Annotated in this window: 27 protein-coding genes; 5 read left to right on the top strand and 22 right to left on the bottom strand. The window is 60.2% G+C overall.

What is annotated here, in order from left to right; translation table 11 throughout:
- Window positions 1-25 precede the first annotated feature (25 nt).
- From fliR to ACSMDR_RS16170, 21 genes are all read right to left on the bottom strand, one after another.
- Window positions 26-823 carry a flagellar biosynthetic protein FliR gene (fliR, locus tag ACSMDR_RS16270; protein ID WP_005899641.1) on the bottom strand — a complete coding sequence of 266 codons (798 nt, stop codon included), beginning with the start codon at window positions 821-823 and terminating at the stop codon, window positions 26-28.
- Window positions 824-848: 25 nt separating this feature from the next.
- Window positions 849-1,118, bottom strand: a complete 270-nt coding sequence (gene fliQ / locus ACSMDR_RS16265) for a flagellar biosynthesis protein FliQ (RefSeq protein WP_005899639.1) — start codon at window positions 1,116-1,118, stop codon at window positions 849-851.
- 135 nt (window positions 1,119-1,253) lie between these two features.
- Complete coding sequence (gene fliP, locus ACSMDR_RS16260) at window positions 1,254-2,033, bottom strand: flagellar type III secretion system pore protein FliP (protein ID WP_436468914.1); 780 nt, start codon at window positions 2,031-2,033, stop codon at window positions 1,254-1,256.
- On the bottom strand, window positions 2,020-2,400 hold the full coding sequence (gene fliO, locus ACSMDR_RS16255; RefSeq protein WP_436468913.1) for a flagellar biosynthetic protein FliO: 381 nt from the start codon (window positions 2,398-2,400) through the stop codon (window positions 2,020-2,022). The genes fliP and fliO overlap by 14 nt, the downstream gene beginning before the upstream one ends.
- Complete coding sequence (gene fliN, locus ACSMDR_RS16250; protein ID WP_005899632.1) at window positions 2,397-2,792, bottom strand: flagellar motor switch protein FliN; 396 nt, start codon at window positions 2,790-2,792, stop codon at window positions 2,397-2,399. Before fliN ends, fliO begins: the two co-directional genes overlap by 4 nt.
- A gap of 42 nt (window positions 2,793-2,834) precedes the next feature.
- Window positions 2,835-3,905: a flagellar motor switch protein FliM gene (gene fliM, locus ACSMDR_RS16245; RefSeq protein WP_005899630.1), complete on the bottom strand. Its 1,071-nt coding sequence runs from the start codon at window positions 3,903-3,905 to the stop codon at window positions 2,835-2,837.
- A gap of 7 nt (window positions 3,906-3,912) precedes the next feature.
- Window positions 3,913-4,431: a flagellar basal body-associated protein FliL gene (gene fliL / locus ACSMDR_RS16240; RefSeq protein ID WP_436468912.1), complete on the bottom strand. Its 519-nt coding sequence runs from the start codon at window positions 4,429-4,431 to the stop codon at window positions 3,913-3,915.
- 57 nt (window positions 4,432-4,488) lie between these two features.
- Window positions 4,489-6,288 (bottom strand): flagellar hook-length control protein FliK, encoded by a 1,800-nt coding sequence (locus ACSMDR_RS16235; protein ID WP_436468911.1) that lies wholly within the window; start codon window positions 6,286-6,288, stop codon window positions 4,489-4,491.
- A gap of 84 nt (window positions 6,289-6,372) precedes the next feature.
- Window positions 6,373-6,813, bottom strand: coding sequence for a flagellar export protein FliJ (gene fliJ / locus ACSMDR_RS16230; protein WP_005899623.1), 441 nt, complete (start codon window positions 6,811-6,813; stop codon window positions 6,373-6,375).
- A gap of 110 nt (window positions 6,814-6,923) precedes the next feature.
- Window positions 6,924-8,255 carry a flagellar protein export ATPase FliI gene (gene fliI, locus ACSMDR_RS16225; RefSeq protein WP_005899622.1) on the bottom strand — a complete coding sequence of 444 codons (1,332 nt, stop codon included), beginning with the start codon at window positions 8,253-8,255 and terminating at the stop codon, window positions 6,924-6,926.
- A gap of 170 nt (window positions 8,256-8,425) precedes the next feature.
- Window positions 8,426-9,226, bottom strand: a complete 801-nt coding sequence (gene fliH, locus ACSMDR_RS16220) for a flagellar assembly protein FliH (RefSeq protein WP_436468910.1) — start codon at window positions 9,224-9,226, stop codon at window positions 8,426-8,428.
- Between the two features lie 61 nt (window positions 9,227-9,287).
- Window positions 9,288-10,349 carry a flagellar motor switch protein FliG gene (gene fliG, locus ACSMDR_RS16215; protein ID WP_005899616.1) on the bottom strand — a complete coding sequence of 354 codons (1,062 nt, stop codon included), beginning with the start codon at window positions 10,347-10,349 and terminating at the stop codon, window positions 9,288-9,290.
- A complete protein-coding gene (gene fliF, locus ACSMDR_RS16210; RefSeq protein WP_436468909.1) occupies window positions 10,342-12,042 on the bottom strand; it encodes a flagellar basal-body MS-ring/collar protein FliF in 1,701 nt (566 codons plus the stop codon). Before fliF ends, fliG begins: the two co-directional genes overlap by 8 nt.
- 101 nt (window positions 12,043-12,143) lie before the next feature.
- A complete protein-coding gene (fliE, locus tag ACSMDR_RS16205; RefSeq protein ID WP_005902844.1) occupies window positions 12,144-12,461 on the bottom strand; it encodes a flagellar hook-basal body complex protein FliE in 318 nt (105 codons plus the stop codon).
- A 184-nt stretch (window positions 12,462-12,645) separates the two neighbouring features.
- Window positions 12,646-13,020, bottom strand: a complete 375-nt coding sequence (locus ACSMDR_RS16200; protein ID WP_436468908.1) for a hypothetical protein — start codon at window positions 13,018-13,020, stop codon at window positions 12,646-12,648.
- Between the two features lie 142 nt (window positions 13,021-13,162).
- Window positions 13,163-13,939, bottom strand: coding sequence for a beta cell expansion factor BefA (gene befA / locus ACSMDR_RS16195; RefSeq protein ID WP_436468907.1), 777 nt, complete (start codon window positions 13,937-13,939; stop codon window positions 13,163-13,165).
- 218 nt (window positions 13,940-14,157) lie between these two features.
- Entirely contained in the window at window positions 14,158-15,234 is a 1,077-nt protein-coding gene (gene arsB, locus ACSMDR_RS16190; RefSeq protein ID WP_436468906.1) for an ACR3 family arsenite efflux transporter, read from the bottom strand.
- The gene (gene arsJ / locus ACSMDR_RS16185) at window positions 15,234-16,475 is read right to left on the bottom strand and encodes an organoarsenical effux MFS transporter ArsJ (protein WP_436468905.1); all 1,242 of its coding nucleotides are present in this window, start codon (window positions 16,473-16,475) and stop codon (window positions 15,234-15,236) included. The genes arsB and arsJ overlap by 1 nt, the downstream gene beginning before the upstream one ends.
- Before the next feature lie 7 nt (window positions 16,476-16,482).
- Window positions 16,483-17,499, bottom strand: a complete 1,017-nt coding sequence (locus tag ACSMDR_RS16180) for an ArsJ-associated glyceraldehyde-3-phosphate dehydrogenase (protein ID WP_436468904.1) — start codon at window positions 17,497-17,499, stop codon at window positions 16,483-16,485.
- A 10-nt stretch (window positions 17,500-17,509) separates the two neighbouring features.
- The gene (locus tag ACSMDR_RS16175; protein WP_436468903.1) at window positions 17,510-18,007 is read right to left on the bottom strand and encodes a phosphatase domain-containing protein; all 498 of its coding nucleotides are present in this window, start codon (window positions 18,005-18,007) and stop codon (window positions 17,510-17,512) included.
- 158 nt (window positions 18,008-18,165) lie between these two features.
- On the bottom strand, window positions 18,166-18,492 hold the full coding sequence (locus ACSMDR_RS16170) for an ArsR/SmtB family transcription factor (RefSeq protein ID WP_436469336.1): 327 nt from the start codon (window positions 18,490-18,492) through the stop codon (window positions 18,166-18,168).
- 267 nt (window positions 18,493-18,759) lie between these two features.
- Between ACSMDR_RS16170 and ACSMDR_RS16165 the strand changes: the two genes are divergently transcribed.
- The 3 genes from ACSMDR_RS16165 (at window position 18,760) to rimO (ending at window position 22,769) form a co-directional block, all read left to right on the top strand.
- A complete protein-coding gene (locus ACSMDR_RS16165; protein ID WP_436468902.1) occupies window positions 18,760-20,250 on the top strand; it encodes a SulP family inorganic anion transporter in 1,491 nt (496 codons plus the stop codon).
- A gap of 9 nt (window positions 20,251-20,259) precedes the next feature.
- Window positions 20,260-21,105: a universal stress protein gene (locus tag ACSMDR_RS16160; protein ID WP_436468901.1), complete on the top strand. Its 846-nt coding sequence runs from the start codon at window positions 20,260-20,262 to the stop codon at window positions 21,103-21,105.
- Window positions 21,106-21,440: 335 nt separating this feature from the next.
- Window positions 21,441-22,769 carry a 30S ribosomal protein S12 methylthiotransferase RimO gene (gene rimO / locus ACSMDR_RS16155; RefSeq protein WP_436468900.1) on the top strand — a complete coding sequence of 443 codons (1,329 nt, stop codon included), beginning with the start codon at window positions 21,441-21,443 and terminating at the stop codon, window positions 22,767-22,769.
- A gap of 310 nt (window positions 22,770-23,079) precedes the next feature.
- Here the strand turns inward: rimO and ACSMDR_RS16150 are convergent, their stop codons facing one another.
- Complete coding sequence (locus ACSMDR_RS16150) at window positions 23,080-23,304, bottom strand: DUF6500 family protein (RefSeq protein WP_436468899.1); 225 nt, start codon at window positions 23,302-23,304, stop codon at window positions 23,080-23,082.
- A 359-nt stretch (window positions 23,305-23,663) separates the two neighbouring features.
- Here ACSMDR_RS16150 and ACSMDR_RS16145 point away from each other — a divergent pair, with 359 nt between their 5' ends.
- Together ACSMDR_RS16145 and ACSMDR_RS16140 are read left to right on the top strand one after the other, a co-directional pair.
- Window positions 23,664-24,338 (top strand): response regulator, encoded by a 675-nt coding sequence (locus ACSMDR_RS16145; protein WP_436468898.1) that lies wholly within the window; start codon window positions 23,664-23,666, stop codon window positions 24,336-24,338.
- A 76-nt stretch (window positions 24,339-24,414) separates the two neighbouring features.
- The gene (locus tag ACSMDR_RS16140; protein ID WP_436468897.1) at window positions 24,415-25,776 is read left to right on the top strand and encodes an ATP-binding protein; all 1,362 of its coding nucleotides are present in this window, start codon (window positions 24,415-24,417) and stop codon (window positions 25,774-25,776) included.
- Window positions 25,777-25,815: the final 39 nt, after the last annotated feature.

Below are 25,815 nucleotides of genomic sequence, written 5' to 3'. Positions count from 1 at the left end.
GTTGCCCCCGCTCAACCAGGCCCCATCAACCATGGGCACCTCCCAGACACTGGGTATCGATGAGCTGGCAGCTCGTCTCCTGCACCCGTTCCCAGAGGGCATCGAAGTGGCCGAGGAAGCCACCTATGGTCAACCAGAGAATGAAGAGCCCCGACATCATGCTGACCGCAAAACCGATGCTGAAGATGTTGAGCTGGGGAGCGGCCCGGGTCATGACCCCGAACGCAAAATTGATGAGCAGCAAGGCGACGATGGCGGAGAGGGACATCACCAGGGCGGCCTGGAACATGACGCCTATAAAGCCAGCCAGAGTACGCAAAGACGCAACCGAGAGGCCCACTGTGCCCACCGGCAGGGTATCGAAACTCAAGATAACCATCCGCAGCATGATGAGGTGACCGTCGAGGGCGAGGAACACCAGGGTCGCCAGCATCAGGTAGAACTGGCCCACCACGGGGGCGGACTGGCCGTTCATGGGATCCACCAGGGAGGCAAAACCCAGGCTGGTCTGCATCGAGATGACCTGACCGGCCAGCACGAAGCTCTCCATCAGAAACTGGGTCATCAGGCCGAGGGCTGCGCCTATCAGGATCTGCTGGCCGAGAATGAGAAAACTGCCGAGGGAGAAGAGCTCGACAGCGGGCATGGGCGGCAACAGGGGAACGATCAGGAAGGTGATGGCCAACGAGAGCCCCATGCGCACATTCATGGGGGCCAGCTTGCTGCCGAACACCGCCATCACCATCAGCAGGCTGCTGACCCGGGCCAGCGGCCAGAGCACGGCGGCGAGCCACTCCAGAATGAGCTGGCTGGAGAAGGTCACGATGCTCGCCCCGGGTCTGTGCGACTCACCCCACCACCTCGGGGATCTGACTCACCATCAGCTGGAAGAAATCCATCAGGCTCTGCAGACCCCAATGAGCACCGGCGCCCAGGGCCAGCAGGGTCACCACCAGTCGGGGCAGGAAGCTCAAGGTCTGTTCGTTGATGGAGGTGGCCGCCTGGAAGATGGCCACCAGCAGACCGACGAACAGACTCGGCAGTATGACGGCACACACCATGATGGTGACCAGCCAGAGCGCCTCGCGAAATACGTCGACAAAGGTTTCCGGACTCATGTTACCAGCTCCTTTCCATTGGCCCGCTTGGCCACCTGCCTGCCGGCCGAGACAGCCGGCCAGAAAAGTCGGCATCAGACCCCAGCCATCCAGCATGGCATGCCAGACAGGTTTCAACGGCTGGGATAGCTGACATCATCCCCCGCTGCCCAGACCAAAGCTGGTCGCCAGGGATCCCAGAATGAGGTTCCAGCCGTCGACCATGACAAAGAGCATCAGCTTGAAGGGCAGCGAGACCAGCATGGGAGAAAGCATCATCATCCCCATGGCCATCAGAATGCTGGCGACCACCAGGTCGATGACCAGAAAGGGCAGAAACAGCATGAAACCTATCTGGAAGGCGGTCTTGAGTTCGCTGGTGACGAACGCCGGGATCAAGACCCGCAGCGGCACGTCGGCAGGCTTGTCCACCTGCACGTTGGCGATCTCCATGAAGGTATTGAGATCCTTGATACGGGTCTGGGCCAGCATGAACTGGTGCAGGGGCAGTTGCGCCTTCTCCAGCGCCTCCTGGGTGGTGATGGTCTCGGCCAGATAGGGCTGCAATGCCTCTTCGTTGATGCGATCCAGCACGGGGGACATGATGAAGAAGGACATGAACAACGCGATGCCGACCAGCACCTGGTTTGAGGGGCTCTGCTGCAGACCTATCGCCTGCCTGAGAATGCCGAGCACCACTATGATGCGGGTAAAGGAGGTCATCATGATGACCACCGCTGGCAGGAAGGAGAGGGCCGTCATCAGCGCCAGCACCTGCAGGGTCAGGCTGTACTCCTGACTGCCGTCCGCCATGGTCTTGATGGTCACAGCCGACATGCCATCCTGGGCCAGTACCAGCGGCGAGAAGAGCACCAGCAACAGCCAGCTCCAGTGACGCTTCATCAATAGACTTTTCATTCCGTTATTCTTTGTCATTGCGCGTCATCAGCTTGTTTAGCTGCTGGGCGAAAGCCTGGGGTTGACGCTCATCCAGCGGCTGCTCCAGACGATAGAGGAAGTTGACCTGCTGGGGAGTCACGCCGAGCAGCAGCTGCTGCTCGCCCACCTTGACCACCAGCAACTTCTCCTTGTAGCCAAGGGGCAAGCTGGCGATCACCTTCATCTGGCCGCCCCCCATCACCTGGGTGAGCTTGCTCTTCTTGAGCAGAAAACCCAGCACCAGGATGAGGCCTATCACCAGCAGGCTGGAGAGTAGCCAGGAGCCGAAGCTCGGCAGTGTGGCGGTAGTCTCTGCCAATGCAGGCAACGGCAACAGCAGTAGCAAGATGGCGGCACGCATCATTTGAGTTTCTTGATCCGCTCTATCTGGCTTATCACGTCGGTCAGCCGGATCCCGAATTTGTCATTGACCACCACCACCTCGCCATGGGCGATCAGGGTGCCGTTGACCAGCACGTCCAGGGGCTCACCGGCCACCCGATCCAGCTCTACCACAGATCCCTGGTTGAGCTGCAGCAGGTTGCGGATGCTGATCTGGCTGCGACCGACCTCCATGGCGATGGTCACCGGGATGTCGAGTATGGTGTCGAGCTTGCGACGCTCCTCGGCACTGATGGGCGCATCGTCTCTCAGCTCTTCGAGGGGAGCCGGTTTGACTTCGGTCGTGACCTGCTCTTCGAGGGCCGCGGCCCAGGCATCGGCCATCAGATCCTGCTCGTCTTCGGGTGTGCTCATCTTACTTCCTTACTGTTCATGATTGGGCGGGCTCTGGGCCTGTTATCTGTGGGGATTTTCTATGCTGCGTTCGAGCTCTTCGAGCTCGGCTTCGCCATCGATGCGCACGCCGCCACGGGTGACCAGGTGCATCTCCGTCTTGACCCCGTCCGGGCGTTTGAGTTTGTCGACAATCTTGAGCGCCACATTCTCCTTGGAGCGCCCCATCTTGGCATGGAAGGTCGGCAAGTCCTCCACATAGACCAGCAGGTTCTCCGGCATCTCCACCGGGATGATGTCGCCGGGTTGCAGCTCCATCAGCTCGCGCAGGGTCAGCTCTGTCTCCAGCAACTTGGCCTTGAGCTCCACCTTGACGTCCATGATTTCGTCACGCAGCGCCTTGCTCCAGCGCACGTCCGTGTCGCCCTTGTCGCTCTGCACACCGGCGTCGAGCAACTCGCGAATGGGCTCGAGCATGGAGTAAGGCATGGCCACGTGGAAGTCGCCGCCACCGCCATCGAGTTCGATGTGGAAGGAGCTGACCACGATCACCTCGGTCGGGCTCACTATGTTGGCCATGGCCGGGTTCACTTCCGAATCCAGATACTCGAAGCCGACGTCCATCACCGGCGCCCAGGCATCCTTGTAATCCTCGAACACCAGCTTGAGCAGCATCTGGATGATGCGCCGCTCCGTGGGGGTGAATTCGCGCCCCTCTATCTTGGCGTGGTAACGGCCGTCGCCACCGAAGAAGTTCTCCACCAGGATGAACACCAGGCGGGCCTCCATGGTGATCAGCGCCGTCCCCTTGAGGGGACGAAAACGCACCATGTTCAGACTGGTTGGCACGAACAGGGTATGCACATATTCGCCGAATTTGAGCATCTGCACGCCATTGATCGACACCTCGGCGGTGCGCCGCATCATGTTGAACAGGCTGATGCGCATGTGACGGGCGAAACGCTCGTTCACCAACTCCAGGGTGGGCATGCGCCCACGGACGATGCGATCCTGGGAGGAGAAGTCAAACTGGGCGACACCGGGATCGCCTGCCGCACCTAACTCCTCCTCTTCGACATCGTCGACCCCGTGCAAGAGGGCATCAATTTCGTCCTGGCTTAACAGATCGCTCACGCTTCACCTATTGCATTACAAAGCCGGTAAACAGCACTTGTTCGATTACGGGGGAAGAGGTCAGGTCTTTCAAGACCCGACGGCACTCTTCCAGTGAGTCATTTCGCAATTTTTCCTTGCCCTCGAAGGTAACCAGCTGCTCGGCGCTGGCTGCGCTGAAGACCCGCAGCAACGTCCCCTCGATGAGCGGTACATGCTGCTTGGCAAGGGCCTCGCTCGGGGCACCTCTCACCATCAACTGCACCTTGATCTGTACCAGCCTGTCCCGGCTCTGGCCCGCCACGTTGAACACGAAGGGACGGGGCATGCCGACATAGAGGGCCGGCAAGGTCGCGGGGTCTTGAACCTGACCATCCGCCTGGGCGCTGGCCTGCGCCTTGCTCGCCTCGTCGCCATCCGAGAGCAGCAACCAGGCGGCAACGCCGCCGCCAATCAGCAGTACCAGCACTATGACTGCCATGATGATCAGCTTTTTCTTGCTGGCCGTCGCCGGGTCTTTTAGCGTGAGTTCGCTATCGTCCGCCATCCCTTGTCCACCCTAGTATCAAACTTGTTCGTTATCATAAACTTAACTTGGGGCGCATCAAGCATAGAAATCAATTCCGCTCTCGTTTGCCGCATCCATGGACAAAGTGAGTCGAGTGACGCCGCTTTCGGCCTCATGTCGGGCGCTATGACCGCCCTCTCGACCGGACTGACCATGGCCCTGCCCCGAGAAACCCTGAGCCTGCTGTTGCGACTGTTGCTGAGTCTGTTGCTGGGTCTGCTGTTGCACGGACGTCTGGCCAAGCTGGATGCCCTGCCCCGCCAGCATCTCCCTGAGCCTGGGCATGGCCTGCTCCAGCATCTCCCGGGTCTGGCCATGTTGCACTACGAAGTTGACACTGGCCTGGCTGTCCTGGCCTAGCTGGATCTGGATTTTCATCTTGCCAAGGCCGAGGGGATCGAGCTGGATCTCCGCCTGTTGCAGCTTGTCCGCCAGCATGACGTTGACCCTCTGCTGCAACTCCGTCGGGGCATCCTGGCTGGCAAGTTTCAGGTGGGGCAAAGAGGGAGCATCGGCACGGGGCTGGTTCAGAGCCGTCTGGCTAACCCGGGGCTCGGCCACAGCGTGCGGCCCTTGATGTTGGCTGGGGGGCACAGCGTCGCCCTCCACCTTCTGACCGCTGGCAACGAAGGACTCGCTGCGCTCAAGGCTTGCCAGCTTGCCCTTGATGATGGGCTCTTTTTTCGCTGACGCTGCGGCTGCGTCGATGGCGGCGGCGGATATCCCCTGAGGCAGGCTGGTCACCGGGGCCTGATTCCCCTGGGATTGAGCCTGGGCCAACACTTGCGAAGACGCGACCAGCGTCGGTGTCACCGAGCTGCCAGTCTGGGGCGCCCCATGCTGACCTGCGGCTGTGACTGGCGTGGCGGCCTGCTTGTCGCCAGCGGTCTTGGCCGCGGCATCCTGACTGACCTCCCCTTCCGTATTCGCTGGCGACAGCGCCCTGTCTTGCTCTTGCTGCTGCGGCCCATGGGACTGAGCACTGGCCGGCAGCGGCCCCCCTTGCTGGGCGAGCTGGGTACCGGCCGCAAAGGCCTGGGCCGGTGTGCTGACATCCGGCTTGCGCCCGGACTCGGTGACCTGCTTGGCGCTCTCAGCGTCTGACCGGACCGCATCGCCCCCTGTCAGCGCCTCCGCGGGCAAAGTATTGGGCAAGACGCCGGACAGGGTCTTGCTGCCCGAATCCACACCGGTCTCGAGCATGGCCGTCACCAGCTTGCCGTTGCGCTCACCAGTCTCTGCTTGTATCTCATCTGCGAGGGCTGGCTGATCCAGGCTCTGGGGCGCAACGGGCTCGCCAGGCTTGCCGGATGTGATTGCGGTTGCTGATGTTGCTGCCGCGCCAGCCTCTGCGAGGCCGGAAGCAGGCGGCAACATGTTGCCATCCGTGGGACGCTGACTGCCTGGTGGCGAGACCAGGCGCGTATCTTGTTTGAGGGAGTCTTGCAGATGAGCGAGGAAAGGGTGGCCGGCCAGGGAGTTGAGCGCCTGAGTGCCGTCCTCGATGACCTCACCCTTAACCTGCTCGACATCTTGGGTCTGAGCGAGGGTTTTGCCTGGCTTGGCGTCAGTCTCTTGACGCGCGAGGCTGACGGCGATGTCCGCCTCGGCCGACTCGCTGTCTGGCTGCAAAGCCTTATCAGCCCCATCCACCTTGACCGTGCCCTCAGCCCGCGTCTCTTTGGAGTGCACTGTCTGCTCCCCTTGCCGGTACTGGCTCATGAGATCGGCAAACTCGGCTTTATCCTCCCCCTGCGAGGGAGCAGCCTGGACAGCCAGGGCACTCTTGTCAGCGCTAGCGGGTGGAGTAATGGGGCTCAACAATGTTTGCATCATCCTGGATTCCGGGGTCTGGGCGCCGATGAGGCATGAATGGGAGTATGGGCGCGCCTTGGTGCGCCATGAGCAACAGAAAGCAAGTTACAGGCCAGAATGCTGGGTTCGGCTGCGCAGGGAGAACTCATCCAGCATCTTCTGCTCCTGACGCTGGGCCTGTTGCTGGGCCCGAACGGCCTGTTTGTCGAGCAGCAGGGCCACCGCCTTGCGTCGCTGCTGGGCCGCCAGCCACTCTTCCCGACGCTGGGTGAGCACCTCGCGGATCTGCAATACCCCTTCATATTGCTGGGTCGCAGCCTGTTCCAGCTTGCTGATGAAGGCGTGGTATTGGGCGTTCTGCTGGGCAGGGATCCCCTGCAAGCCGCGATCTGTCCATTGCTGGTGATAGACCTGACGGTATTGGTTGAGGGCATCTTGCTGCTGCTGATACAGCTTCAAGTCCTGCTGAGCCTTGGCCAGAGAGAGCGCAGCCTGCTGCTCCGCCACCAACAGCCGCTCGGCCAGCAACACCAATCCCTTGCTCATGACTGGCCTCCTGCTGCCACCAGCAACGGCTTCTCGGCCAGTAATACCAATACCTTGCTCATTGACTACCTCGCGCTGGATGAAGGCAGGCTTTCGCCCCGCACTCTGAGTCACTGCATCAACGGCATGGCCACCAGTTGCAGTGCCTGCAGGCCATCATCATAGTGAACGACCTCACGCATGCTTTGTTGCAAGAAGCGATCCAGATACGGCTTCTGGTTGATGGCTCTGTCGATGCGCGGATCCGCCCCCTGGCTATAGGCGCCAATGGTGATGAGATCCCGGTTCTGCTGATAGAGGGAGTAATACTGCTTGAGGGCCCGCGCCAGCCCCTGATGCTCGGCAGAGGTGACCTGAGGCATGACCCGGCTGATGGATTTCTCGATGTCGATGGCCGGATAGTGGCCCGAATCAGCGAGTTCGCGCGACAGCACTATGTGGCCATCGAGAATGGCCCGGGCCGCATCTGCGATGGGATCTTGCAGATCGTCCCCTTCGGTCAGCACAGTGAAAAAGGCGGTGATAGACCCCTGACCATCGCTGCCATTCCCCGCTCGCTCCACCAGCGCCGGTAATTTGGCAAATACCGACGGCGGATAGCCCTTGGTTGCAGGCGGCTCTCCCACGGCCAGGGCAATTTCCCGCTGGGCCTGGGCATAGCGGGTCAAGGAGTCCATCAGCAGCAGGACATTGAGCCCCTGATCCCGGAAATATTCGGCGATGGCCAGCGCCGTCTCGCAGCCCTTGAGCCGCATCAGCGGCGAGGCATCGGCAGGGGCGGCCACCACCACGGCGCGCTCGCGTCCCTCGGCCCCCAGAATATCTTCGATAAACTCTTTCACCTCCCGGCCCCGTTCGCCGATGAGGCCGACCACCACCACATCCGCCACCGAGCCCCGGGTCATCATGCCCAGCAACACGGATTTACCGACCCCGGAGCCAGCAAAGAGTCCCATACGCTGCCCCTGGCCGACGGTGAGCACGGCATTGATGGCGCGCACCCCCACATCCATCGGCTTGTGAATGGGACGACGGGCAAGCGGGTTGATGCGGGTCTGGGCAAATTGCACCGTCTGCGCCGCGATAATGGGGCCCAGTCCATCCAGCGGCTGGCCGATGCCATCGATGACGCGGCCGAGCAGATTCATGCCGACCGGTATGCCATACGCCTCGGTAATGGGCACCACACGGGCGCCGGGGATCACTCCCTTGAGCTGCTCGCTCGGCATCAGGAACAGACGATCGCCGCTAAAGCCCACTACTTCGGCCTCCAGGGTGCCTTCCTGGGTATCGATGCGGCACAGGGCACCGATGGCCGCCCGGCAGCCCACGGCCTCCAGGGTCAGCCCCACCACCCGCGTCAACTTTCCGGCAACCGGTGTCTTGGGGGCTATCTCTCCGACCCGATAACGTTGCAGTCGCTGCCCCAGGCTATTTGTCATCTCAGGTTTCCTTGTGTGTGGTGGCAGGCGGTGCGACAGGGAAGTATCGGGCTCGCGGGCTCGCGGCCTGGCGGCTAAAACCTGACCCTCTCACCAGGCAGTGTTGCAGTCGTTGGCACCAGCGGTTGGTCATGACGGCATCCCGGGGCGACAGGAGAGAGGGCCTTGAGTCAGTCGCGCTGATTGTCGCGCAGGAAGTTGCGCAGTAACTGGTCGATGCGCCCGGAGAGAGCCAGATCCACGCTGGAGAGTTCGGTGGCAAGCTGAATATCCCCAGGCAGCAGGGTCGGATCGCTCTCGAGTCGCCAATGGCGCCGCTCGCACTCCTCCTCGCCGAATGCCGCCACCACCCGGGCAAGATCATCCGGATGCAGGGAGAGGGTGACCCCCTGATTCGAGGCGGGCAACAGGGCCAGTCCCTCCTTCAAGGCACCGAGCAGCAAGGTGGGTGAGGTCACCGCCTCCTGCTTGATCAACGCGCGGGCCAGCTGCATCACCAGGGCGACAAGCTGCTGCTCCACCTCGGCGTCCTGCTCGGCCAGGGGGTCGGCCAGACGGGAGGCGAGCAGGCGCCAGTGGCCCTGCTCCTGCTCGACCAACTCGCGCCCCAGCGCCAGGCCCTCCTCCTTGCCTTGGCTGAGGCCGGCATCGTGACCCTGCTTGAGGCCTTCGAGCTTGCCCTCCTCCAGCCCCTTGGCAAAGCCGGCGGCCTGCCCCTCGGCCATGCCCTCCTCCCAGGCTGCCTGGCGAATGGCTTCCAGCTCCTCGGCCGTGATGCTGGGCGTCGGTTCGGGATCGGGTTCAGGCTCCGGTTGCTGCTCCGATTGACGATACCAATCCTGGGGCAGGCCCAAGGCATTGGTCTCTATCTCGGACTCGACTTCCATCTCTGGCCAACCCCAGGTCTCTATCTGGGTATCGGCCGTGTCAGGCCTGACATATCCGCGCAGCTTGCTGTTCTTGGTATTCATGCTGAGATGAACTCCTCGTCACTACCGGCCTGACTTCACCGCGCAGCTTATGATTCATGGTTTAGAGGAACTCGTCGCCGCCACCGGCGCCCAGCATGATCTCGCCGGCATCGGCCAGACGACGGGCGATGGAGAGGATCTCCTTCTGGGCCGCCTCCACTTCTGAGACCCGAATTGGCCCCATTGCTTCCAGGTCGTCCGCCAGCATCTCGGCGGCCCGCTTGGACATGTTCTTGAAAATTTTCTCGCGCATCTGATCGTCCGAGCCCTTGAGGGCCCGCTGCAACAGATCCCCCGGCACTTCCCGCAGCATGGTCTGGATGCCGCGATCGTCCACGTCGATGAGGTTCTCGAACACGAACATCAAGTCCTGGATCTGCTGGCTCATCTCTTCGTCGGAGTCGCGGATGGCATCCATCAACTGACCTTCGACGTTGGTGTCCAGGTAGTTCATGATGTTGGCCGCCGCCTTCATGCCGCCCATCTTGGCGGCCTGCGCGCCTGCCGCACCGGCAAACTGTTTCTCCATGATGTCGTTGAGCTCTTGCAGCGCCGCAGGTTGCACCTCTTCGAGGTTGGCGATCCGCATCACCAGATCCAGCCGTACCTGCTCCGGGAATTGACTCAGGATCTCGGCAGACTGCTCCGGCTCCAGATAAGAGAGCACTATGGTTTGGATCTGCGGGTGTTCGTTCTGGATGATGCTGGCCACCTGACGCGCATCCATCCACTTGAGGGAGTCCAGACCCCGGGCACCTGACCCCAGAATGATCTGATCCACCAGGTTGCTGGCCTTGTCTTCACCAAGGGCCGCCACCAGTGCCTTGCGCACGAAATCTTCGCTGCCGATGCCGATGTTGGTGTACTTCTGGATATCGTCGATAAATTGACGATGCACCGCCGCCACCCTGTCGTGACTGAAATCGGACATGGAGGCCATGGACATGCCGAGCCGTTGCACCTGCTTGGGCTCGAGATGGCGGAAGATCTGGGCCGCATCCTCTTCGTTGAGGCTCAGCATCAGCACGGCGGCCATCTCTATCCCCGTCATCTGTTCGAGGATCTGGCGCTGACCATCGCTGATGTCGTTGCCGGTCACTTGATTCTTATTTTCTTCAGGCATCTTTGGTTACCCATTCTTTAATGACCTGAGCGGCCAAGTCCGGTTCATTCGCCACCAAGGCTCGCACGGCCTTGAGCAGGTCTTCATCACGATGGAGATCCGGCAGCTTGAGGTGGCCATCGCGCACCCCGAAGATGGGCTCTGCCTCGGCTTGGGCCGCCAGCAGACTCAGTTCGTCGTCGCCGCCCAGCACTATGCTGTTGTCCAGATCCAGCTCGCCATCGGGTCTGACATCCGGGTAGAGCAGGCGCTTGAGCATGGGCCGTACCACAGTCACGATGAGCACTATGATGACCAGCACTGAGGCGGCGATACGCACCGCGCGCCAGAACCAGGGCTCCTCATAGATCGGCAGATCCGGCATCACGTCCAGCTCGGGGCGGTTGAAGGGGATGGCGACCACTTCCAGGGTATCACCCCGGGTCACATCGAACCCCAAACCACCACTGATGAGGCGACGCAAGGTATCAATCTCTCCCTGGCTGCGTGGCTCGCGGGTGACGGCGCCATCGGCACCGGTGATCGACTTGTAATCCACCGCCACCGACACCGTCATGCGGCGAATGCCGCCCATCTGACGTCGGGTATGGCTGACGGTGGTATCGAGTTCGTAGTTGCGGGTCGCCTCTTTGCGCGAACGACCGGCGCTGGCACCGCCCTCGCCCCCATCGGCCTTCTCCGGAATACCTGAGGCGGCGGGTGGCTGGTTGGAGAGGGCACCAGGAATACCGCCATTGGCACCGCTGGCACTGTTCTCTTCCAGGGTCATCTCGGAGCGCACCGCAGGCAGGTCCGGGTTGTAGGTCTTGCGGGTCTGCTCCTGCTGGGAGAAGTCCAGGGCCAAGTCCACCTCGGCGGTGTAGTTGTCCATCCCGAGCACGGGGATCAGGATGGCGTCAATTTTCTGTTTGTACTCCAGCTCCTGCTTCTGCTGCATGGCAAATTCTTTGCGGGTCTGGGCGGAGACCGGATCCTGGGAGCCGGAGTTGAGCAGGCGACCACTCTGATCGGTGACAGTCACCCGGGTTGGCTCCAGACCGTGAACGGCGGAGGCGACCATGTCGACGATGGAGTCCACCTCTCCCTGACCCAACGCCGAGCCCTTGAGGGTCAACACCACGGTGGCACTGGGTTTGCGCTCGTTGCGGGCGAACACATTGTCTTTGGGAATGGCCAGCAACACCTGGGCCTTGGCCACGTTCTGGAACTGTTCGATGGCGCTGGCGAGCTGGCGCTCGCGGCTGAGTTTGAGGCGCTCAGATTCCATGCGCTGACTGACGCCGAAGCTGGAATCCTTGAGCAAGATGGCCTCGCCATCATTGCTGCTGGCGCTGTTGGTACCTAACCCTGCCCGGGTCAACCGCAGTCTGATGTCGCCGTAGTTTTCGGCGCTGACCAGCACGCTCTTGCCATCGACCTGATAGGGGATCTTCTGCTGATCCAGATAGTCGAGGGTGGAGACCAGCTCCTCGGTGCTATAGGTGCCAAGGGGCCGCATCTCCGGCTCCTTGCCCCACAGCAGGATGAAGACGGCGATGGCCAGGCAGATGGCCAGCCCCAGGATCAGGGTGATCTGGCGCAGCACGTCGCTGTTGGAGAGGAACCCCAGCGCCGAACTCTTCTGTTCATTCTCGTCAAGGGCACTCGCCCCTTCATGGTTGATCAGCAGATCGCCATTTTGATCGTTAGCCACGGGTCAGATCCTTATCTTCTGGTCTGGTTCATGAGAAAGGGAGGGAGAGAGGAAGGAAAATGCGCTCTCCAGTACCTGGCCAAATAGCAAAATCAACACCCTTAAACCGGCATGTTCATGATGGTCTTGTAGGCATCGACCATCTTGTTGCGCACCTGTACCGTCGCCTCGAAGGCGATGGAAGCTTTCTGGCCGGCGATCATCACATCGGAGAGATCCACCGATTTGTCACCCATGTCGAGCCGGGTGCGCAAGTCGTTGGCATTGCCCTGCAAGCCATTGACATTGCCAAGGGCCTGTTGCAGCAGCTGGCCAAAATCCGAACTGACCTGACCGCTTGGCTGACTGATTGCAGGAATACCCGCTTCCACCTTGAGCGCCTGCATCTCTTGCATCAGGCTGCTTGCACTAATTTCCATTGCTCTTCCCCAGACAAATCATTGACGCTGGCAAGAGATAAGCAATAAGAGTGCCAACCAGGGTGATTCGCTGCGCATCCGGAAGCTGGAGCAGCGGCGCCCTCAGCCCTGCAGGGCCTCCCGGTACTGCACGCGGAGCCTGGCTGACGCACTCGTCTCGCGGCGTAGCCAGCACTAGCAAGTGCTATCCGAGCAGCAACCGCAGATAGCTGAGGTGCAGATCCCTGTGCTCGTCGGCGGGCAGCTTGACCAGCACCTCATCGTGGAGATAGCGGCTCTTGGCATCGGTTTGTCCCGGATCCACCAGCCCCACCTCCACCAGCTTGGCGACGATGGCAACCGCCAGGGCCATGCACTCCGCACTCTCCCGCCCCCAACCAAAACCGCCATCATGATCAAACAAATCTGGGCGAGCCAGGAGGGGGACGACCTCCTCTCCCCAGACCCAGAAGACCATGGGGCTCCCCTCTTGCAGGCGTAGGTAGATGCTCTGTCTATCCCATTCCCGCTGTTGCACTGCGGCGCTATCCTGTCCAGCCGATGTGGGCTCCTGCTCCATCTTGCACTCCTTGTCTTTCCGATAGCTGTGATTTGCCCATGAAAAAGAGGGCTCAAGGCCCTCTTTTACTGCAAGTAGCGTCATTTAAACAGACAGTATTTCAATATGATATAAGAAAATTGCAGCAAAACTTTCCAGATGGCTACTGCTTGTTCAGATCATCATCCAGCCAGTACTTGGAACCCGCAATACTGGCGGCGAGCAACAGGCCTTTTTCGCCAATCTGGTAGATCGCCATGCCGCCATTGTACTTGGCGGTGAGTCCGGCGCTCTCTTCGCCTGCCACGGCCCCCACCTCGGAGGTCGCCTCCCAGCCCTGATGGACGAAGGCATCAAACCTGGCCTTGTCCTCAAACAGGATCACCTGTTGATAGAACTTGCCCCCCAGGCCTGCGGAGAGGCCGCCACCGAACATCTTCATGTAGGTACGGTTGTTATCCTGGCGGCTGACAGCCACCCCGGCCCCCTGGTTGGTGCTGAGCATCAGGGAAAACTTGCGAGAATCAAACACCGCGTAGCCATAGGCATTGTCAAACAGCAGCTTGGCTGAAGGCTGCTCATTGAACAGCCGAACCAGAGCCGTATCGGCCATGGTGTCGAGGGCGCTACGGGCCTGCTCTGCCGTCGTGGGCTCGACCATCTCATCGAGCTTCTTGTCTGCAACCGTCAGCCACTCCTTGCTGGTCGCCACGCTCTTGTCGGTCCACTCCCCTGCGGTGTTGAACGCCTCCTCCCCCCACTGGGAGGCGGAGTCCCAAGTCTGTTTGGAGAAATCGCTGACATCACGCCACGCCTCCTTGCTGGTCTCACTCACGGCCTCGCCCAGATCGGAGGCGGCGCTCTTGAGCTTGTCCCAATCGGCATGACCGGGCATGGCCACCAATGCCACCATGAGCAGGGGCAGAGTTCGCATCTTCATGACTATCTCCATATCAGATACCCGCAAGGGGCGAGAAGCTGTTTGCCCCCTTAGCATACACCGCCAGGGAGCTCGGCACAGCCCCGCAGGGGCCAAGCCCCTGTTTTCCCGGTCGTTTGTTGATCAGGGGTACAGGCTGTGCACCCAGCGCCAGAGTGCGCAATAGCATGCCTGGCGGGGCGCTTGCCAGATGGCGATAGAGAGTGATCAGGTGTCGCTCATGAGTGAGTCTGCGGAGTCACATAATTGCGCTTCATTCTCAAGGCGACATTGACCAGGGCGATCAGCACGGGCACCTCCACCAGCGGGCCTATGACGCCGGCGAAGGCCTGATCCGAACTCAAGCCAAACACGGCGATGGAGACCGCAATGGCCAGCTCGAAGTTGTTGCCGGTGGCGGTAAAGGCGATGGAGGCGTTCTTGTCATAGGGAATGCCCAGCTTCTTGCCCACCAGGAAGCTGGTGAAGAACATCAGCACAAAGTAGACCACCAGGGGCACGGCGACCCGCAGCACATCCATGGGCAGCTCGACGATCATCTCCCCCTTGAGGCTGAACATCAGCACGATTGTGGCCAAGAGGGCGATCAACGTGATGGGGGAGATGGCCGGAATGAAGCGCTCGCTGTACCACTTCTCCCCTTTTGCCTTGACCAGATAGTGACGGCTCAAAAAGCCTGCCAGGAAAGGAATGCCGAGATAAATCAACACGCTCTGCGCGATATCCAGCATGGTGATCTCCACCGCGAAGCCTTGCAGGCCGAACAGGGGCGGCAGCACGGTGATGAACAGCCAGGCCATGAAGCTGTAGGTGAGGATCTGGAACGCGCTGTTGAGCGCCACCAGGCCAGCACCGTACTCCTTGCTGCCGCCACCGAGATCGTTCCACACCAGCACCATGGCGATGCAGCGCGCCAGGCCGATCAGGATGAGACCCACCATGTAGCCCGGGTAGTCATGCAAAAACACCAGGGCGATGACGAACATCAATATGGGGCCCACCAGCCAGTTCATCACCAGGGAGAGGGTAATGGCCTGACGGTCGCGAGTCATGGTACCCATGGTGGCGTAGTTCACCTTGGCGAGCGGCGGATACATCATCAGGATGAGACCGATGGCGAGCGGCACATTGGTGGTGCCGACCGACATGGCCTCGTTCCACTGCGCCACCTGAGGGAACAGATAGCCAATGCCCACCCCTATTGCCATGGCGACAAAGATCCAGAGGGTGAGATTGCGGTCGAGAAAACCCATTTTTTGGCTGACGGGCAGATCGCCGCAGGCTGTTGTACTCATCACGAGACTCCATGAGGATTGGATGAAACGGGCGGCTGATGGCGGGGCAAACCGATTGAAATCAACGCCGCCAACAGGATAAAGAGGGTGGAGATCCAGAGGCAGGCCTCGAGACCATAGAGCTGGAATACCAGCCCGGAGAGCAGGGTGCCGAGCAGACGCCCCAGGGCATTGGCCATGTAATAGAAGCCCACATCGAGCGACACTCCGTCAGCTCCGGCATAGCTGACGATGAGGTAGCTGTGCAGGGAGGAGTTGATGGCAAACAGGGCGCCGAACACCATCAGACCGCCTACCAGGCTGATGGCCGGATGCAGATCGACATGCAGCGCCAGGGCAATCAGGGCTGGGATCAGGGCCAGCAACAGCGCCCAGCCCATGGCGGCCTTGCCATCGGGTACCCGACCCTCTCGCTTGCCGGTAAAGCGCGGCGCCAGGGTCTGAACCACGCCGTAGGCGATGATCCAGAGCGCCAGGAAGCCCCCCACATACCAGTGATCCCAGCCAAAGGTGGAGGCGAGGTAGACGGGCAGTGCCACCACAAACCAGACATCGCGGGCACCGAACAGGAAGAGGCGGGCGGCGGAGAGGTAATTGATGGCGCGGCTCTTGGAGAAGATCTCCCTGAACCTGGGCTTGTTCTTGGCTTTGCCGAGATCCCGTTTCAGGGTCAGCATGCTGACGCCCCACACCAGCGCCAACGCCAGTGCCATGACCAGCACGGCCCCCTGAAACCCGAGCAGGCTCAACAGGGCGCCGCCAAGGAAGAAGCCCATCCCTTTCAGGGCATTCTTCGAACCGGTCAGGAGGGCCACCAACTGGTAGAGCTGACCCTGCGCCTCTCCCGGCACCAGCAACTTGATGGAACTCTTGGCACTCATCTTGTTGAGGTCTTTGGCTACTCCCGAGAGTGCCTGGGCAGCCATCACCCAGGGCACCGTCAACCAGAGCGGCGGCACCAGCAACATGGCGAGCGCCAGCACCTGGAGGGCGAGGCCTATGTTCATGGTGCGGTTGAGCCCGAGGCGAGCCCCGAGCCAGCCCCCCACCAGATTGGTCACCACCCCGAAGATCTCGTAGAAGAGAAACAGGGAGGCGATGGCCAAGGGGCTGTAGCCCAGCCCATGGAAATAGAGCACCACCAGCATGCGCAGGGCGCCGTCGGTCAGGGTAAAGGCCCAGTAGTTGCCGGTCACCAGCAGATACTGGCGAGCCTCGGGGGAGAGTCGGGTCAGTGCCATGGCCGGGTTATCCTTGCGCCTTGTCCATCCGGCCTACCATGCGCATCAGCTCGGCGGTGCGGTTGGCATAGCCCCACTCGTTGTCATACCAGGCGTAGATCTTCACCTGGGTGCCATTGATCACCATGGTGGAGAGCGCATCTATGGTGCAGGAGCGCGGATCCGTCTTGTAATCCACCGACACCAGGGGGCGCTCCTCATAGCCCATGATCCCCTCGAGCTCGCTCATGGCTGCCGCCTTGAGCAGGCTGTTGACCTCGTCCTCGGTGGTGGGGCGGCTCACCTCGAACACGCAATCGGTGAGGGAGGCGTTGGCCAGCGGCACCCGCACCGCATGACCATTCAGCTTGCCCTTGAGCTCGGGGAAGATGTGGGTGATGGCGGTGGCGGAGCCCGTGGTGGTGGGGATCAGGCTCAGGCCGCAGGCGCGGGCACGGCGCAGGTCGGCGTGGGGGGCATCCAGAATGGTCTGGGTGTTGGTGATGTCGTGGATGGTGGTCATGGAGCCGTGCCTGATACCGAGCTGCTCGTGAATCACCTTCACCACGGGCGCCAGGCAGTTGGTGGTACAGGAGGCCGCCGTCACTATGGGGTGCTGCGCCTTGTCATAAAGATGGTGGTTGACCCCCATCACGACGTTGAGCACACCTTCCTCATTGACCGGAGCAGTCACCACGACCCTTTTCACCCCCTGCGCCAGATAGGCGTCAAGCAAGGCCTTGGTCTTCATCTTGCCGGAGGCCTCGATCACCACGTCACAGCCGGACCAGTCGGTCTGACCTATCTCCTTGTTGCGGGTACAGAGGATGCGGTGGGTACCTATCACCATCTGGTCCCCATCGCTGCTCGCTTCATGATGCCAGCGGCCATGGACGGAATCGAAGGTGATGAGGTGTGCCAGGGAGGCGGCATCGCCAGCCGGGTCATTGATGCGCACAAACTCCACATCCGCCCAGTCGAAGGCGGCGCGAAACGAGAGGCGCCCCATGCGGCCAAAGCCGTTGATACCCACTTTGATGGTCATGCTGTTTTCCTTAATCGGCAAATGAATAGTGGCTGTTGAGATAGTCAACGTGGGGCGCCAGGGTCAGCGCCTTGGGACGCAGCCCCTGCACCAGCGTCTTGACCCTGGCGGGGGCATAGCCTGATTCCAGCAGCAGTATGGCCGCCATCAGCCCAGTACGTCCCGAGCCACCACGGCAATGAATGGCCAGGGTCTGGCCCGCGCCAAGCCGCACCAGCAGATCCGCCTTGTGGTTGGCAAAGGCGGCGGCAAACGGTGCCTCGGGGGCACAATCGTCCTCCACCGGCAGTTGGAACCAGGACAGCCCCAACGCCTCGCACTCGGCGGGCAAGGTATCGGCCTTGAATTCGCTAAGCTCGGCATCGGGCATCATGGTGACTACCGCATCGGCCCCGGCGGCTTGCAGGGTCTTGAGGGAGGCTTGCAGGGAAGCCTCCTTGGTGCCAGGGCAGGGAGTGAAGATAAGGCGGGCGCCATTATCCAGGTTCAGGATGTCAAAAGGGTGCATGATAAGCAGCGGCTCCATGTCTCATTGAAAATGTCTGGTGGATTGAAAAGAGGTCAATGGTACGCAACCTTGGCCACACTCTGCCCCTAGCCACGGGCACAACGACTCGCAGCGCGTCACTGTATGTTGCCACGAGGCGGCGCTGTCAACTCACGAGCTCAGCACTTGGGCTGTGCAGGCACAATGCCGCAGGCCTCGGGGTGACCGGCGCAGCACTCCTCGGTCAGGTAACCAATCAGGCTCTGCATCAGCGCGATGTTGGCGCGATAGCGCAGGTAACGCCCCTCTTGTTCCACCGAGATCAGGCCCGCATGCAGCATGGCTTTCAGATGAAATGACAGGGCGTTCTGGGCTATGTCCAGCTCGCTGGCGAGCTGGCCCGCAACCCGCCCCTCCAAGCCAGCCTTGACCAATAGCCGCCAGACATCGAGCCGCACCCCTGAGGCGAGCGACTCAAACAGCTTGCTGGCGACGACCTTGTTCATTTCAACCATGACTCCCCCCCATTCCAGTAGTTGATTCAACTATACAACTATCATTGAAATGATCCATCCAACCACAACACTTTTCCTCCCGGCCCTGCTTTGTTACCCTGCGCGGCCAAATAATCAGCGGCCCGGCCCTGATGCTGCCTGAGCAGGATGCACGCCAGCGCCCAACAAGATTGGCCATCGCTGGCCCCATAACAATGACTCCCCCCGCACGCCTCATGGGCTCAGGGCGGTGAGCGACAACAGAGCGAGAGAATCGACATGCGCCAACGCATACAACAAGAGTGGTTCGCCAACATACGCGGCGACCTGCTAGCCGGCACAGTGGTCGCGCTGGCCCTGATCCCGGAGGCGATCGCCTTCTCCATCATCGCTGGCGTCGATCCCAAGGTGGGCCTCTATGCCTCCTTCTGTATCGCCGTCATCATCGCCTTCGTCGGCGGGCGTCCCGGCATGATCTCCGCCGCCACCGGTGCCATGGCCCTGCTGATGGTCACCCTGGTCAAGGATCACGGCCTGCAATACCTGCTGGCGGCGACCCTGCTCACCGGGATCTTGCAGATAGGGGCTGGCTACCTCAAGCTCGGCAGCCTGATGCGTTTCGTCTCCCGCTCGGTGGTGACCGGCTTCGTCAACGCCCTGGCCATTCTGATCTTCATGGCCCAGTTGCCCGAACTGACCAACGTCACCTGGCAGGTCTATGCCATGACGGCGGGCGGTCTTGGCATCATCTATCTATTCCCGCTGATCCCGGTGGTAGGCAAGCTGATCCCCTCCCCGCTGCTCTGCATCGTCATTCTGACGGCGATTGCCATCACCATGGGCATCGACATTCGCACCGTGGGCGACATGGGCGAGCTGCCCGATACCCTGCCCATCCTCCTCTGGCCGGACGTGCCGCTCAACCTTGAGACCCTGGCGATTATCTTCCCCTATTCTGCGGCGCTGGCCGTGGTCGGCCTGCTTGAGTCGCTGATGACGGCAGCCATCGTCGACGACCTGACCGACACCAAGAGCGATCGCAACCGCGAATGCAAGGGACAGGGTCTGGCCAACATAGGCGCCGGCCTGATGGGCGGCATGGCGGGTTGCGCCATGATTGGCCAGTCGATCATCAACATCAAATCCGGCGGTCGCGGCCGCCTCTCCACCTTTGTGGCAGGCACCCTGCTGATCCTGATGGTGGTCTTCATGGATCAGTGGATCCGTCAGATCCCCATGGCCGCCCTGGTCGCCGTCATGATCATGGTCTCTATCGGTACCTTCTCCTGGGACTCCATCCGCAACCTGAAAAAACACCCGCTCTCCACCAATATCGTGATGGTGGCCACGGTTGCCGTCGTGGTTGCTACCCATAACCTTGCCCTTGGGGTATTTGTCGGGGTACTGCTTGCCTCTCTCTTCTTCGCCGCCAAGGTGGCCCGCTTCATGCTGGTCAAGAGCGAGAGCAGCAGAGAGGGTGACGAGCGCCATTATCAGGTGCGAGGCCAGGTGTTCTTCGCCTCTGCCGAACAGTTCATCGCCGCCTTTGACTTCAAAGAGGTGCTCGGCCGGGTGACCATCGATCTCAGCCAGGCCCACTTCTGGGACATCACAGCGGTGACGGCCCTGGACAAGGTGGTACTCAAGTTCCGCCGCGAGGGGACCCAGGTCGACGTGATCGGCCTGAACGAGGCGAGCGCGACGCTGGTCGACCGGTTCGGGGTACAGGATAAGCCCGAAGAGATAGAAAAACTGCTGGCCAACCACTAAGGAGAGACCATGACCCATATCCTCGCCTGCCTCGATGGGATCGCCAGCCAGGAGGCCATCTGCGATGCCTCAGCTTGGGCTGCGGCCATCACTGGTGACACTGTGACCCTGCTGCATGTGCTGGAGCGCCACCAAAACGTGCTACCCGACTTGAGCGGCACCATTGGTCTGGGGAGCCGGGAGACCTTGCTGGCCGAGCTGGCCGAACTAGACCAGCAACGCAGCCAGCTGGCTCGCCAACAAGGCAAGTTGCAGCTGGATGCGGCCGCCCATCAGCTGGCGGAGCACGGCATCTTGGCCAATCGCCTGCAACGCCACGGTGACTTACTCGATACCCTGAGCGATTTTGCCGAGCAGACTCGCTTGCTGGTACTCGGCAAGTGCGGCGCCCGGCACGAGGGTGAAGATGCCGTGGTGGGCAGCCAGCTCGAGAGTTTGCTGCGCACCCAGCGCACCCCGGCGCTGGTCGTACAGCGCCAGTTCACCACCCCCACCAGCCTGCTCTTTGCCTTTGATGGCAGTGAGACGGCACACCGGGCCCTGAAGCAGCTGGCTGGCAGCGCCTTGCTCAAAGGCTTGACCTGCCATCTGGTGATGGTGGCCGACGCCAGCGCCGAGCACAGCGCTCAGCTCGATGCAGCCGCCACCTCACTGCGCCAGGGGGGCTGGCAGGTGATCTCCAGCCTGCAACAAGGTGAACTCATCCCGACCCTGACCCGCTATCTCACGCAACATCAGATAACCCTGCTGGTAATGGGGGCCTACGGCCACTCCCGCATGCGCCAGTTCGTGCTCGGCAGCCATACCAGCGCCATGCTGCAAGCCCTGCCTTGCACGCTATTGCTGTTGCGCTGACCATCAGGGCCGCCGCGTATACCCCGGGCGGCCCTCTCCTCACTTGCGTTGATAGACTCACCGCCTGCTTCTGCGCTCAAAGCGGTATCATCGTCCTGTCGCAAGCTATCTGCTTAACGCTGGCATGGGCTCCATTTTTGCAGCCATCCCCAGAAAACCCGCACTGGTGCTGCATTTGCGACTGGGAATATCAACGTCTTCGTACGTTTAACGCCTGCGCCCCCGCTCTTTGACATAAATTGTTCCAGTCAACGCGCCCAGTTGTATAGTTTTTGGTTAACCATTCCGGTAAAATCCGCGCCCTTATAAGAGAGCCACCTAAGAGCGATTGAGCGATGTCCAACACAAAACAGGCCCCCAAAGTAGGATTCGTCTCCTTGGGTTGCCCCAAAAATCTGGTCGATTCCGAGCGTATCCTCACCCAGCTGCGTACCGAAGGGTACGACGTGGTGCCCAGCTATGACGATGCCGAGCTGGTCGTGGTCAACACCTGCGGCTTCATCGACAGCGCGGTGCAGGAATCGCTCGAAGCCATAGGCGAAGCCCTGGCCGAGAACGGTAAAGTGATAGTTACCGGCTGCCTCGGTGCCAAAGTGGATCAGATCCGCGAGATCCACCCCAAGGTGCTCGAGATCACCGGCCCCCACGCCTATGAAGAAGTACTGGGACATGTGCACAAGTACGTGGCCAAGCCGACCCACAACCCCTTCACCAGCCTGGTACCGGCCCACGGCATCAAGCTGACCCCGCGCCACTACGCCTATCTCAAGATTTCCGAAGGCTGCAACCACCGCTGCACCTTCTGCATCATCCCCTCCATGCGCGGGGATCTGGTGAGCCGCCCCATCGGCGACGTGCTGGCCGAAGCCAAACGCTTGAAAGAGGCCGGCGTGAAGGAGTTGCTGGTGATCTCCCAAGACACCTCCGCCTATGGCGTGGACGTCAAGCATCGCACCGGTTTCTATGACGGCATGCCGGTCAAGACCAGCATGGTGGCACTGTGCGAAGAGCTGGCCAAGCTCGACATCTGGGTACGCCTGCATTATGTCTACCCCTACCCGCACGTGGATGACGTCATCCCGCTGATGCGCGATGGCAAAGTGCTGCCCTACCTCGACATCCCGCTGCAACACGCCAGCCCGCGCATCCTCAAGTTGATGAAGCGCCCGGGTACCGTTGAGCGCACCCTGGAACGCATCCAGAAGTGGCGCGAGATCTGCCCCGAGATCACCCTGCGTTCCACCTTCATCGTCGGCTTCCCCGGCGAGACCGAAGAAGAGTTCCAGATGCTGCTGGACTTCATCGACAAGGCGGAACTGGACCGGGTCGGCTGCTTCAAATACAGCCCGGTCGATGGCGCCAAAGCCAACGAGCTGCCGGATCCGGTGCCGGCAGAGATCCAGGAAGAGCGCTTCGTGCGCTTCATGGAGCTGCAACAGCAGGTTTCCATCCGCAAGCTGGCCCGCAAAGTCGGCCAGGAGATGACAGTCCTTATCGATGAAGTTGACGAAGAGGGCGCCACCGGCCGCTCCTTCGCCGATGCCCCCGAGATTGACGGTCTGGTCTACCTGAACGGTGAAACCGGCCTCAAGCCCGGCGACATGGTCAAAGTCCGCATCGATGAATCGGACGAATATGACTTGTGGGCCAGCCTGGTAGGCTAACCCCGGAGACAGAAAGACGCCGGTCAGAACGGTGCCAATAAAAAGCCAGTCAGCCTTCACTGACTGGCTTTTATATTTTCAACTCAAGATGATGCCACGATAAGCATCCCGTGCTGGTCTTGATGTAAGCCACTCACAACATATTATCAAGATAATCCGACTCAATAAGGGTATAACTCTCCCTCTTTAAACTGCTTTTAGGTGACTATGGCCAATATGACTATGAGTCACAGTTTCAGTGGTATTTCTCCTGCACTCTTCACTGCGCCTAAACAGCGATATATGGCCTTGTCCGAACAGGTTGAATAGCTTAGGCATGCTCGCTGGCATAGATTAACGCCTTTATCTTGGTGGCTTTCTCAAAGTGGTCGAGCCTGTGCGTCATGATCCACCAGGTGGCCGCCTCCATGAGCAACTCAGGATCGTCATTCTTGTTTGCGAAAAAAGCATAGAATGACAGGCCCACCTCAGGTCCCTTGCTGGCAATCTTTTTGTCACACACGTCAATGAACTTTCTCTTCAAACTTTCCCGCATTCAGCCTCCATCTATTAATTCCTGTCTTAGCGCACCACGATATTTTTAAACGGTAATGCCATGGTTCATCGGTATGATCATAACGCCCTGCCTCACGGAGGGAAGTGGCGAGAGGAGAAAATCCAAGGCGGGTCAATCAATAGTCCGTTAGCTGACCAGGGATGTAGTGCGCCACTATGCGGGGCCTGGGGAGATTACCCGGGCAATCAGGCGGCGCTATCATGGATTCCCCCCTGTTATCCAGTTCACAGTTAGCGTCGATTCAGTCCCGATACAGGCCTTATCCACTACTATCTGAATTGACTCTACCAGCTTAACCCCCTCTAATTAGCATCTCGGATCTCATGCACGAACATCTTATGAAAATTCTGTTGGTCGAAGACGACAAGCTGCTTAATCATCATCTCACCACCCTGCTCGGTGAGGCGCAAAATCAGGTGCATGGCACCGACAGCGCCCAGGTAGCGTTGCACTATGCCGAGGATTACCCCATCGATGTGGCCATTATCGATCTCGGCCTGCCAGACATGGATGGCCTACTGCTGATCCGCACCTTGAGAGAGCGGCAGATTGCCTTCCCCATCATAGTGCTGACCGCCCGCGGCAACTGGCAAGACAAGGTCGAGGGACTCGAAGCGGGGGCCGATGACTATCTGGTCAAGCCTTTTCAGAAAGACGAACTGCTGGCCCGGCTCAATGCCCTGGTGCGGCGCAGCGCCGGTTTTATCTCGCCCAAGGTACAAGCGGGCGATTACGAGCTGGATCTGTCGCGCAAAGAGCTGACCATCGCCGGCGAGGTGGTGGTGCTGACCAGTTTTGAATATCTGATCCTGGAATACCTGATGCGCAATGCTCGCCAGGTGGTCTCCAAGCAACAGCTGCTCGACCAGCTATATGGTGATGGTGAAGGCGATCCCAATACCATCGAAGTGATGGTAAGCCGACTGCGCAAGAAGCTGGATCCGGATGGGGATATACAACCCATCTCCACCATCCGTCGCCAGGGCTACATCTTCAATCTGTCCTGCAGATGACCCTCGCCTTCTTGCTCACCGTTCAGCCAGGTGAGTCCTTGGCATCGCGTTCCCTGACATTGATAGAGGCCAGCTCATGCCGTTGATCCGCCGCTCCCTGCTGGCCAAGCTGATGCTGAGCACCATGCTGGTCATCGCACTCATTCTGGCGTTTGCCGTCTATGCCCTCTATCTGGCCAAGCAGGAGGAGCTCATCAAGCAGACCAGCACCCAGATGCAGGAGAACCTCTCCAAGCTCTTCTCCTCCAAGCTCCCCGAGAGTCAGGGCCAGCCCGGATTTGATACTCTGGATGAAAGTGCCGCCGATCCCAGATTAGACACCCTGATCTGCCGCGCCGATGGCCAGATAAGCTGGGCCAGTCTGCACAAGCCCGAGGTACTCGAGACTAAAGAGACCCTCTGTCAGGATCTGATGAACTACCTTGGCAAGATGGATCATGACTACTTCTTCAAGCTCATCACCATCAAGAGCGGCAACCGCTACTTCATCTACAGTCTGCGTTTCATGCGCAACCATGGCCAGGGTCCCGTCACCTACTACGTGGTGATGATCGATTCTGCCAAACAATATCAGCAGCATATGCAGGATTACCTCTATCAATGCATTCGCCAGGCACTGCTGGCCTATGCTCTGCTCGGGGCCCTGCTGTTGCTCACCAGCATCTGGAGCCTCTCTTCACTGCGAGCCATGGCACGTCAGCTCGATGAGATCCGCGCCGGAAAGCGTGAATCCCTGTCCCAGGATTACGAACGCGAGCTGACCCCCCTCACCGAATCCGTCAACCAGCTATTGGAGAACGAACGCCAGCAGACTCAGCGCTATCAGCACGCCCTCAATGACCTTGCTCACAGTCTCAAGACCCGGTTAGCGCTTATACAGATGACGACACAAGATGTCGCAATGGGGCGGGAGCTGCACGACAACATCAACGAGCAGATCCTGACCATGGATCAGATGGTGCAGTACCAGCTGCGCCGAGCCGTGACCGGTCGAAAACGCCTCGCAGGCAAGGGGACGGAGCCCGTGCCGCTCATCGAGAAACTGCTGGCCAGTCTCGCCAAGGTTTATCGCCACAAGAAGCTCCAGACCCGTTTTCTGTTTGACGATGATGTCTTCTTCCATGGAGAGCAGGGCGACCTGATGGAACTGATGGGCAACCTGCTCGATAACGCCTGCAAGTTTGCCATCAGCGAGATCCGGGTCCAGGTACACCGCCAAGGCAGCAACCTGCTGATCGAGGTCGAGGATGATGGCCCGGGCATAGAACCGAGCAAATCGCAGCAGATATTCCAGCGGGGAGTGCGCGCCGATACATCACCAGGCCAGGGCATAGGGCTGGCCGTGGTCACCGAGATAGTGCACAGCTATGGTGGCGAGATCCGGGTGGATGAATCCCCTCTGGGCGGTGCCAGATTTCAATTGAAACTGCCTCAATGATTTACACATGAACATTTCATGACCTAGAACAATAGGTTA

The sequence above is a fragment of the Aeromonas molluscorum genome (genome assembly GCF_051376105.1).
GTDB classification, from domain to species: domain Bacteria; phylum Pseudomonadota; class Gammaproteobacteria; order Enterobacterales; family Aeromonadaceae; genus Aeromonas; species Aeromonas molluscorum.
The sequence above is the reverse complement of the archived record's forward strand: the minus strand, read 5'-3'. Positions and strand labels throughout refer to the sequence as shown.

What these genes read in the sequence shown, in the direction of transcription:
- ACSMDR_RS16145 (WP_436468898.1), top strand. Translation starts at nt 23,664, where the DNA reads ATGAAAATTCTGTTGGTCGAAGACGACAAGCTGCTTAATCATCATCTC.
- fliH (WP_436468910.1), bottom strand. Translation starts at nt 9,226, where the DNA reads ATGAATACCAAGAACAGCAAGCTGCGCGGATATGTCAGGCCTGACACG.
- befA (WP_436468907.1), bottom strand. Translation starts at nt 13,939, where the DNA reads ATGAAGATGCGAACTCTGCCCCTGCTCATGGTGGCATTGGTGGCCATG.
- arsB (WP_436468906.1), bottom strand. Translation starts at nt 15,234, where the DNA reads ATGAGTACAACAGCCTGCGGCGATCTGCCCGTCAGCCAAAAAATGGGT.
- fliI (WP_005899622.1), bottom strand. Translation starts at nt 8,255, where the DNA reads ATGACAAATAGCCTGGGGCAGCGACTGCAACGTTATCGGGTCGGAGAG.
- fliJ (WP_005899623.1), bottom strand. Translation starts at nt 6,813, where the DNA reads ATGAGCAAGGGATTGGTGTTGCTGGCCGAGCGGCTGTTGGTGGCGGAG.
- fliL (WP_436468912.1), bottom strand. Translation starts at nt 4,431, where the DNA reads ATGGCGGACGATAGCGAACTCACGCTAAAAGACCCGGCGACGGCCAGC.
- ACSMDR_RS16160 (WP_436468901.1), top strand. Translation starts at nt 20,260, where the DNA reads ATGACCCATATCCTCGCCTGCCTCGATGGGATCGCCAGCCAGGAGGCC.
- fliE (WP_005902844.1), bottom strand. Translation starts at nt 12,461, where the DNA reads ATGGAAATTAGTGCAAGCAGCCTGATGCAAGAGATGCAGGCGCTCAAG.
- fliG (WP_005899616.1), bottom strand. Translation starts at nt 10,349, where the DNA reads ATGCCTGAAGAAAATAAGAATCAAGTGACCGGCAACGACATCAGCGAT.
- ACSMDR_RS16150 (WP_436468899.1), bottom strand. Translation starts at nt 23,304, where the DNA reads ATGCGGGAAAGTTTGAAGAGAAAGTTCATTGACGTGTGTGACAAAAAG.
- ACSMDR_RS16200 (WP_436468908.1), bottom strand. Translation starts at nt 13,020, where the DNA reads ATGGAGCAGGAGCCCACATCGGCTGGACAGGATAGCGCCGCAGTGCAA.
- ACSMDR_RS16180 (WP_436468904.1), bottom strand. Translation starts at nt 17,499, where the DNA reads ATGACCATCAAAGTGGGTATCAACGGCTTTGGCCGCATGGGGCGCCTC.
- ACSMDR_RS16175 (WP_436468903.1), bottom strand. Translation starts at nt 18,007, where the DNA reads ATGCACCCTTTTGACATCCTGAACCTGGATAATGGCGCCCGCCTTATC.
- ACSMDR_RS16170 (WP_436469336.1), bottom strand. Translation starts at nt 18,492, where the DNA reads ATGAACAAGGTCGTCGCCAGCAAGCTGTTTGAGTCGCTCGCCTCAGGG.
- ACSMDR_RS16165 (WP_436468902.1), top strand. Translation starts at nt 18,760, where the DNA reads ATGCGCCAACGCATACAACAAGAGTGGTTCGCCAACATACGCGGCGAC.
- fliN (WP_005899632.1), bottom strand. Translation starts at nt 2,792, where the DNA reads ATGAGCACACCCGAAGACGAGCAGGATCTGATGGCCGATGCCTGGGCC.
- ACSMDR_RS16140 (WP_436468897.1), top strand. Translation starts at nt 24,415, where the DNA reads ATGCCGTTGATCCGCCGCTCCCTGCTGGCCAAGCTGATGCTGAGCACC.
- arsJ (WP_436468905.1), bottom strand. Translation starts at nt 16,475, where the DNA reads ATGGCACTGACCCGACTCTCCCCCGAGGCTCGCCAGTATCTGCTGGTG.
- ACSMDR_RS16235 (WP_436468911.1), bottom strand. Translation starts at nt 6,288, where the DNA reads ATGATGCAAACATTGTTGAGCCCCATTACTCCACCCGCTAGCGCTGAC.
- fliO (WP_436468913.1), bottom strand. Translation starts at nt 2,400, where the DNA reads ATGATGCGTGCCGCCATCTTGCTACTGCTGTTGCCGTTGCCTGCATTG.
- fliP (WP_436468914.1), bottom strand. Translation starts at nt 2,033, where the DNA reads ATGACAAAGAATAACGGAATGAAAAGTCTATTGATGAAGCGTCACTGG.
- fliQ (WP_005899639.1), bottom strand. Translation starts at nt 1,118, where the DNA reads ATGAGTCCGGAAACCTTTGTCGACGTATTTCGCGAGGCGCTCTGGCTG.
- rimO (WP_436468900.1), top strand. Translation starts at nt 21,441, where the DNA reads ATGTCCAACACAAAACAGGCCCCCAAAGTAGGATTCGTCTCCTTGGGT.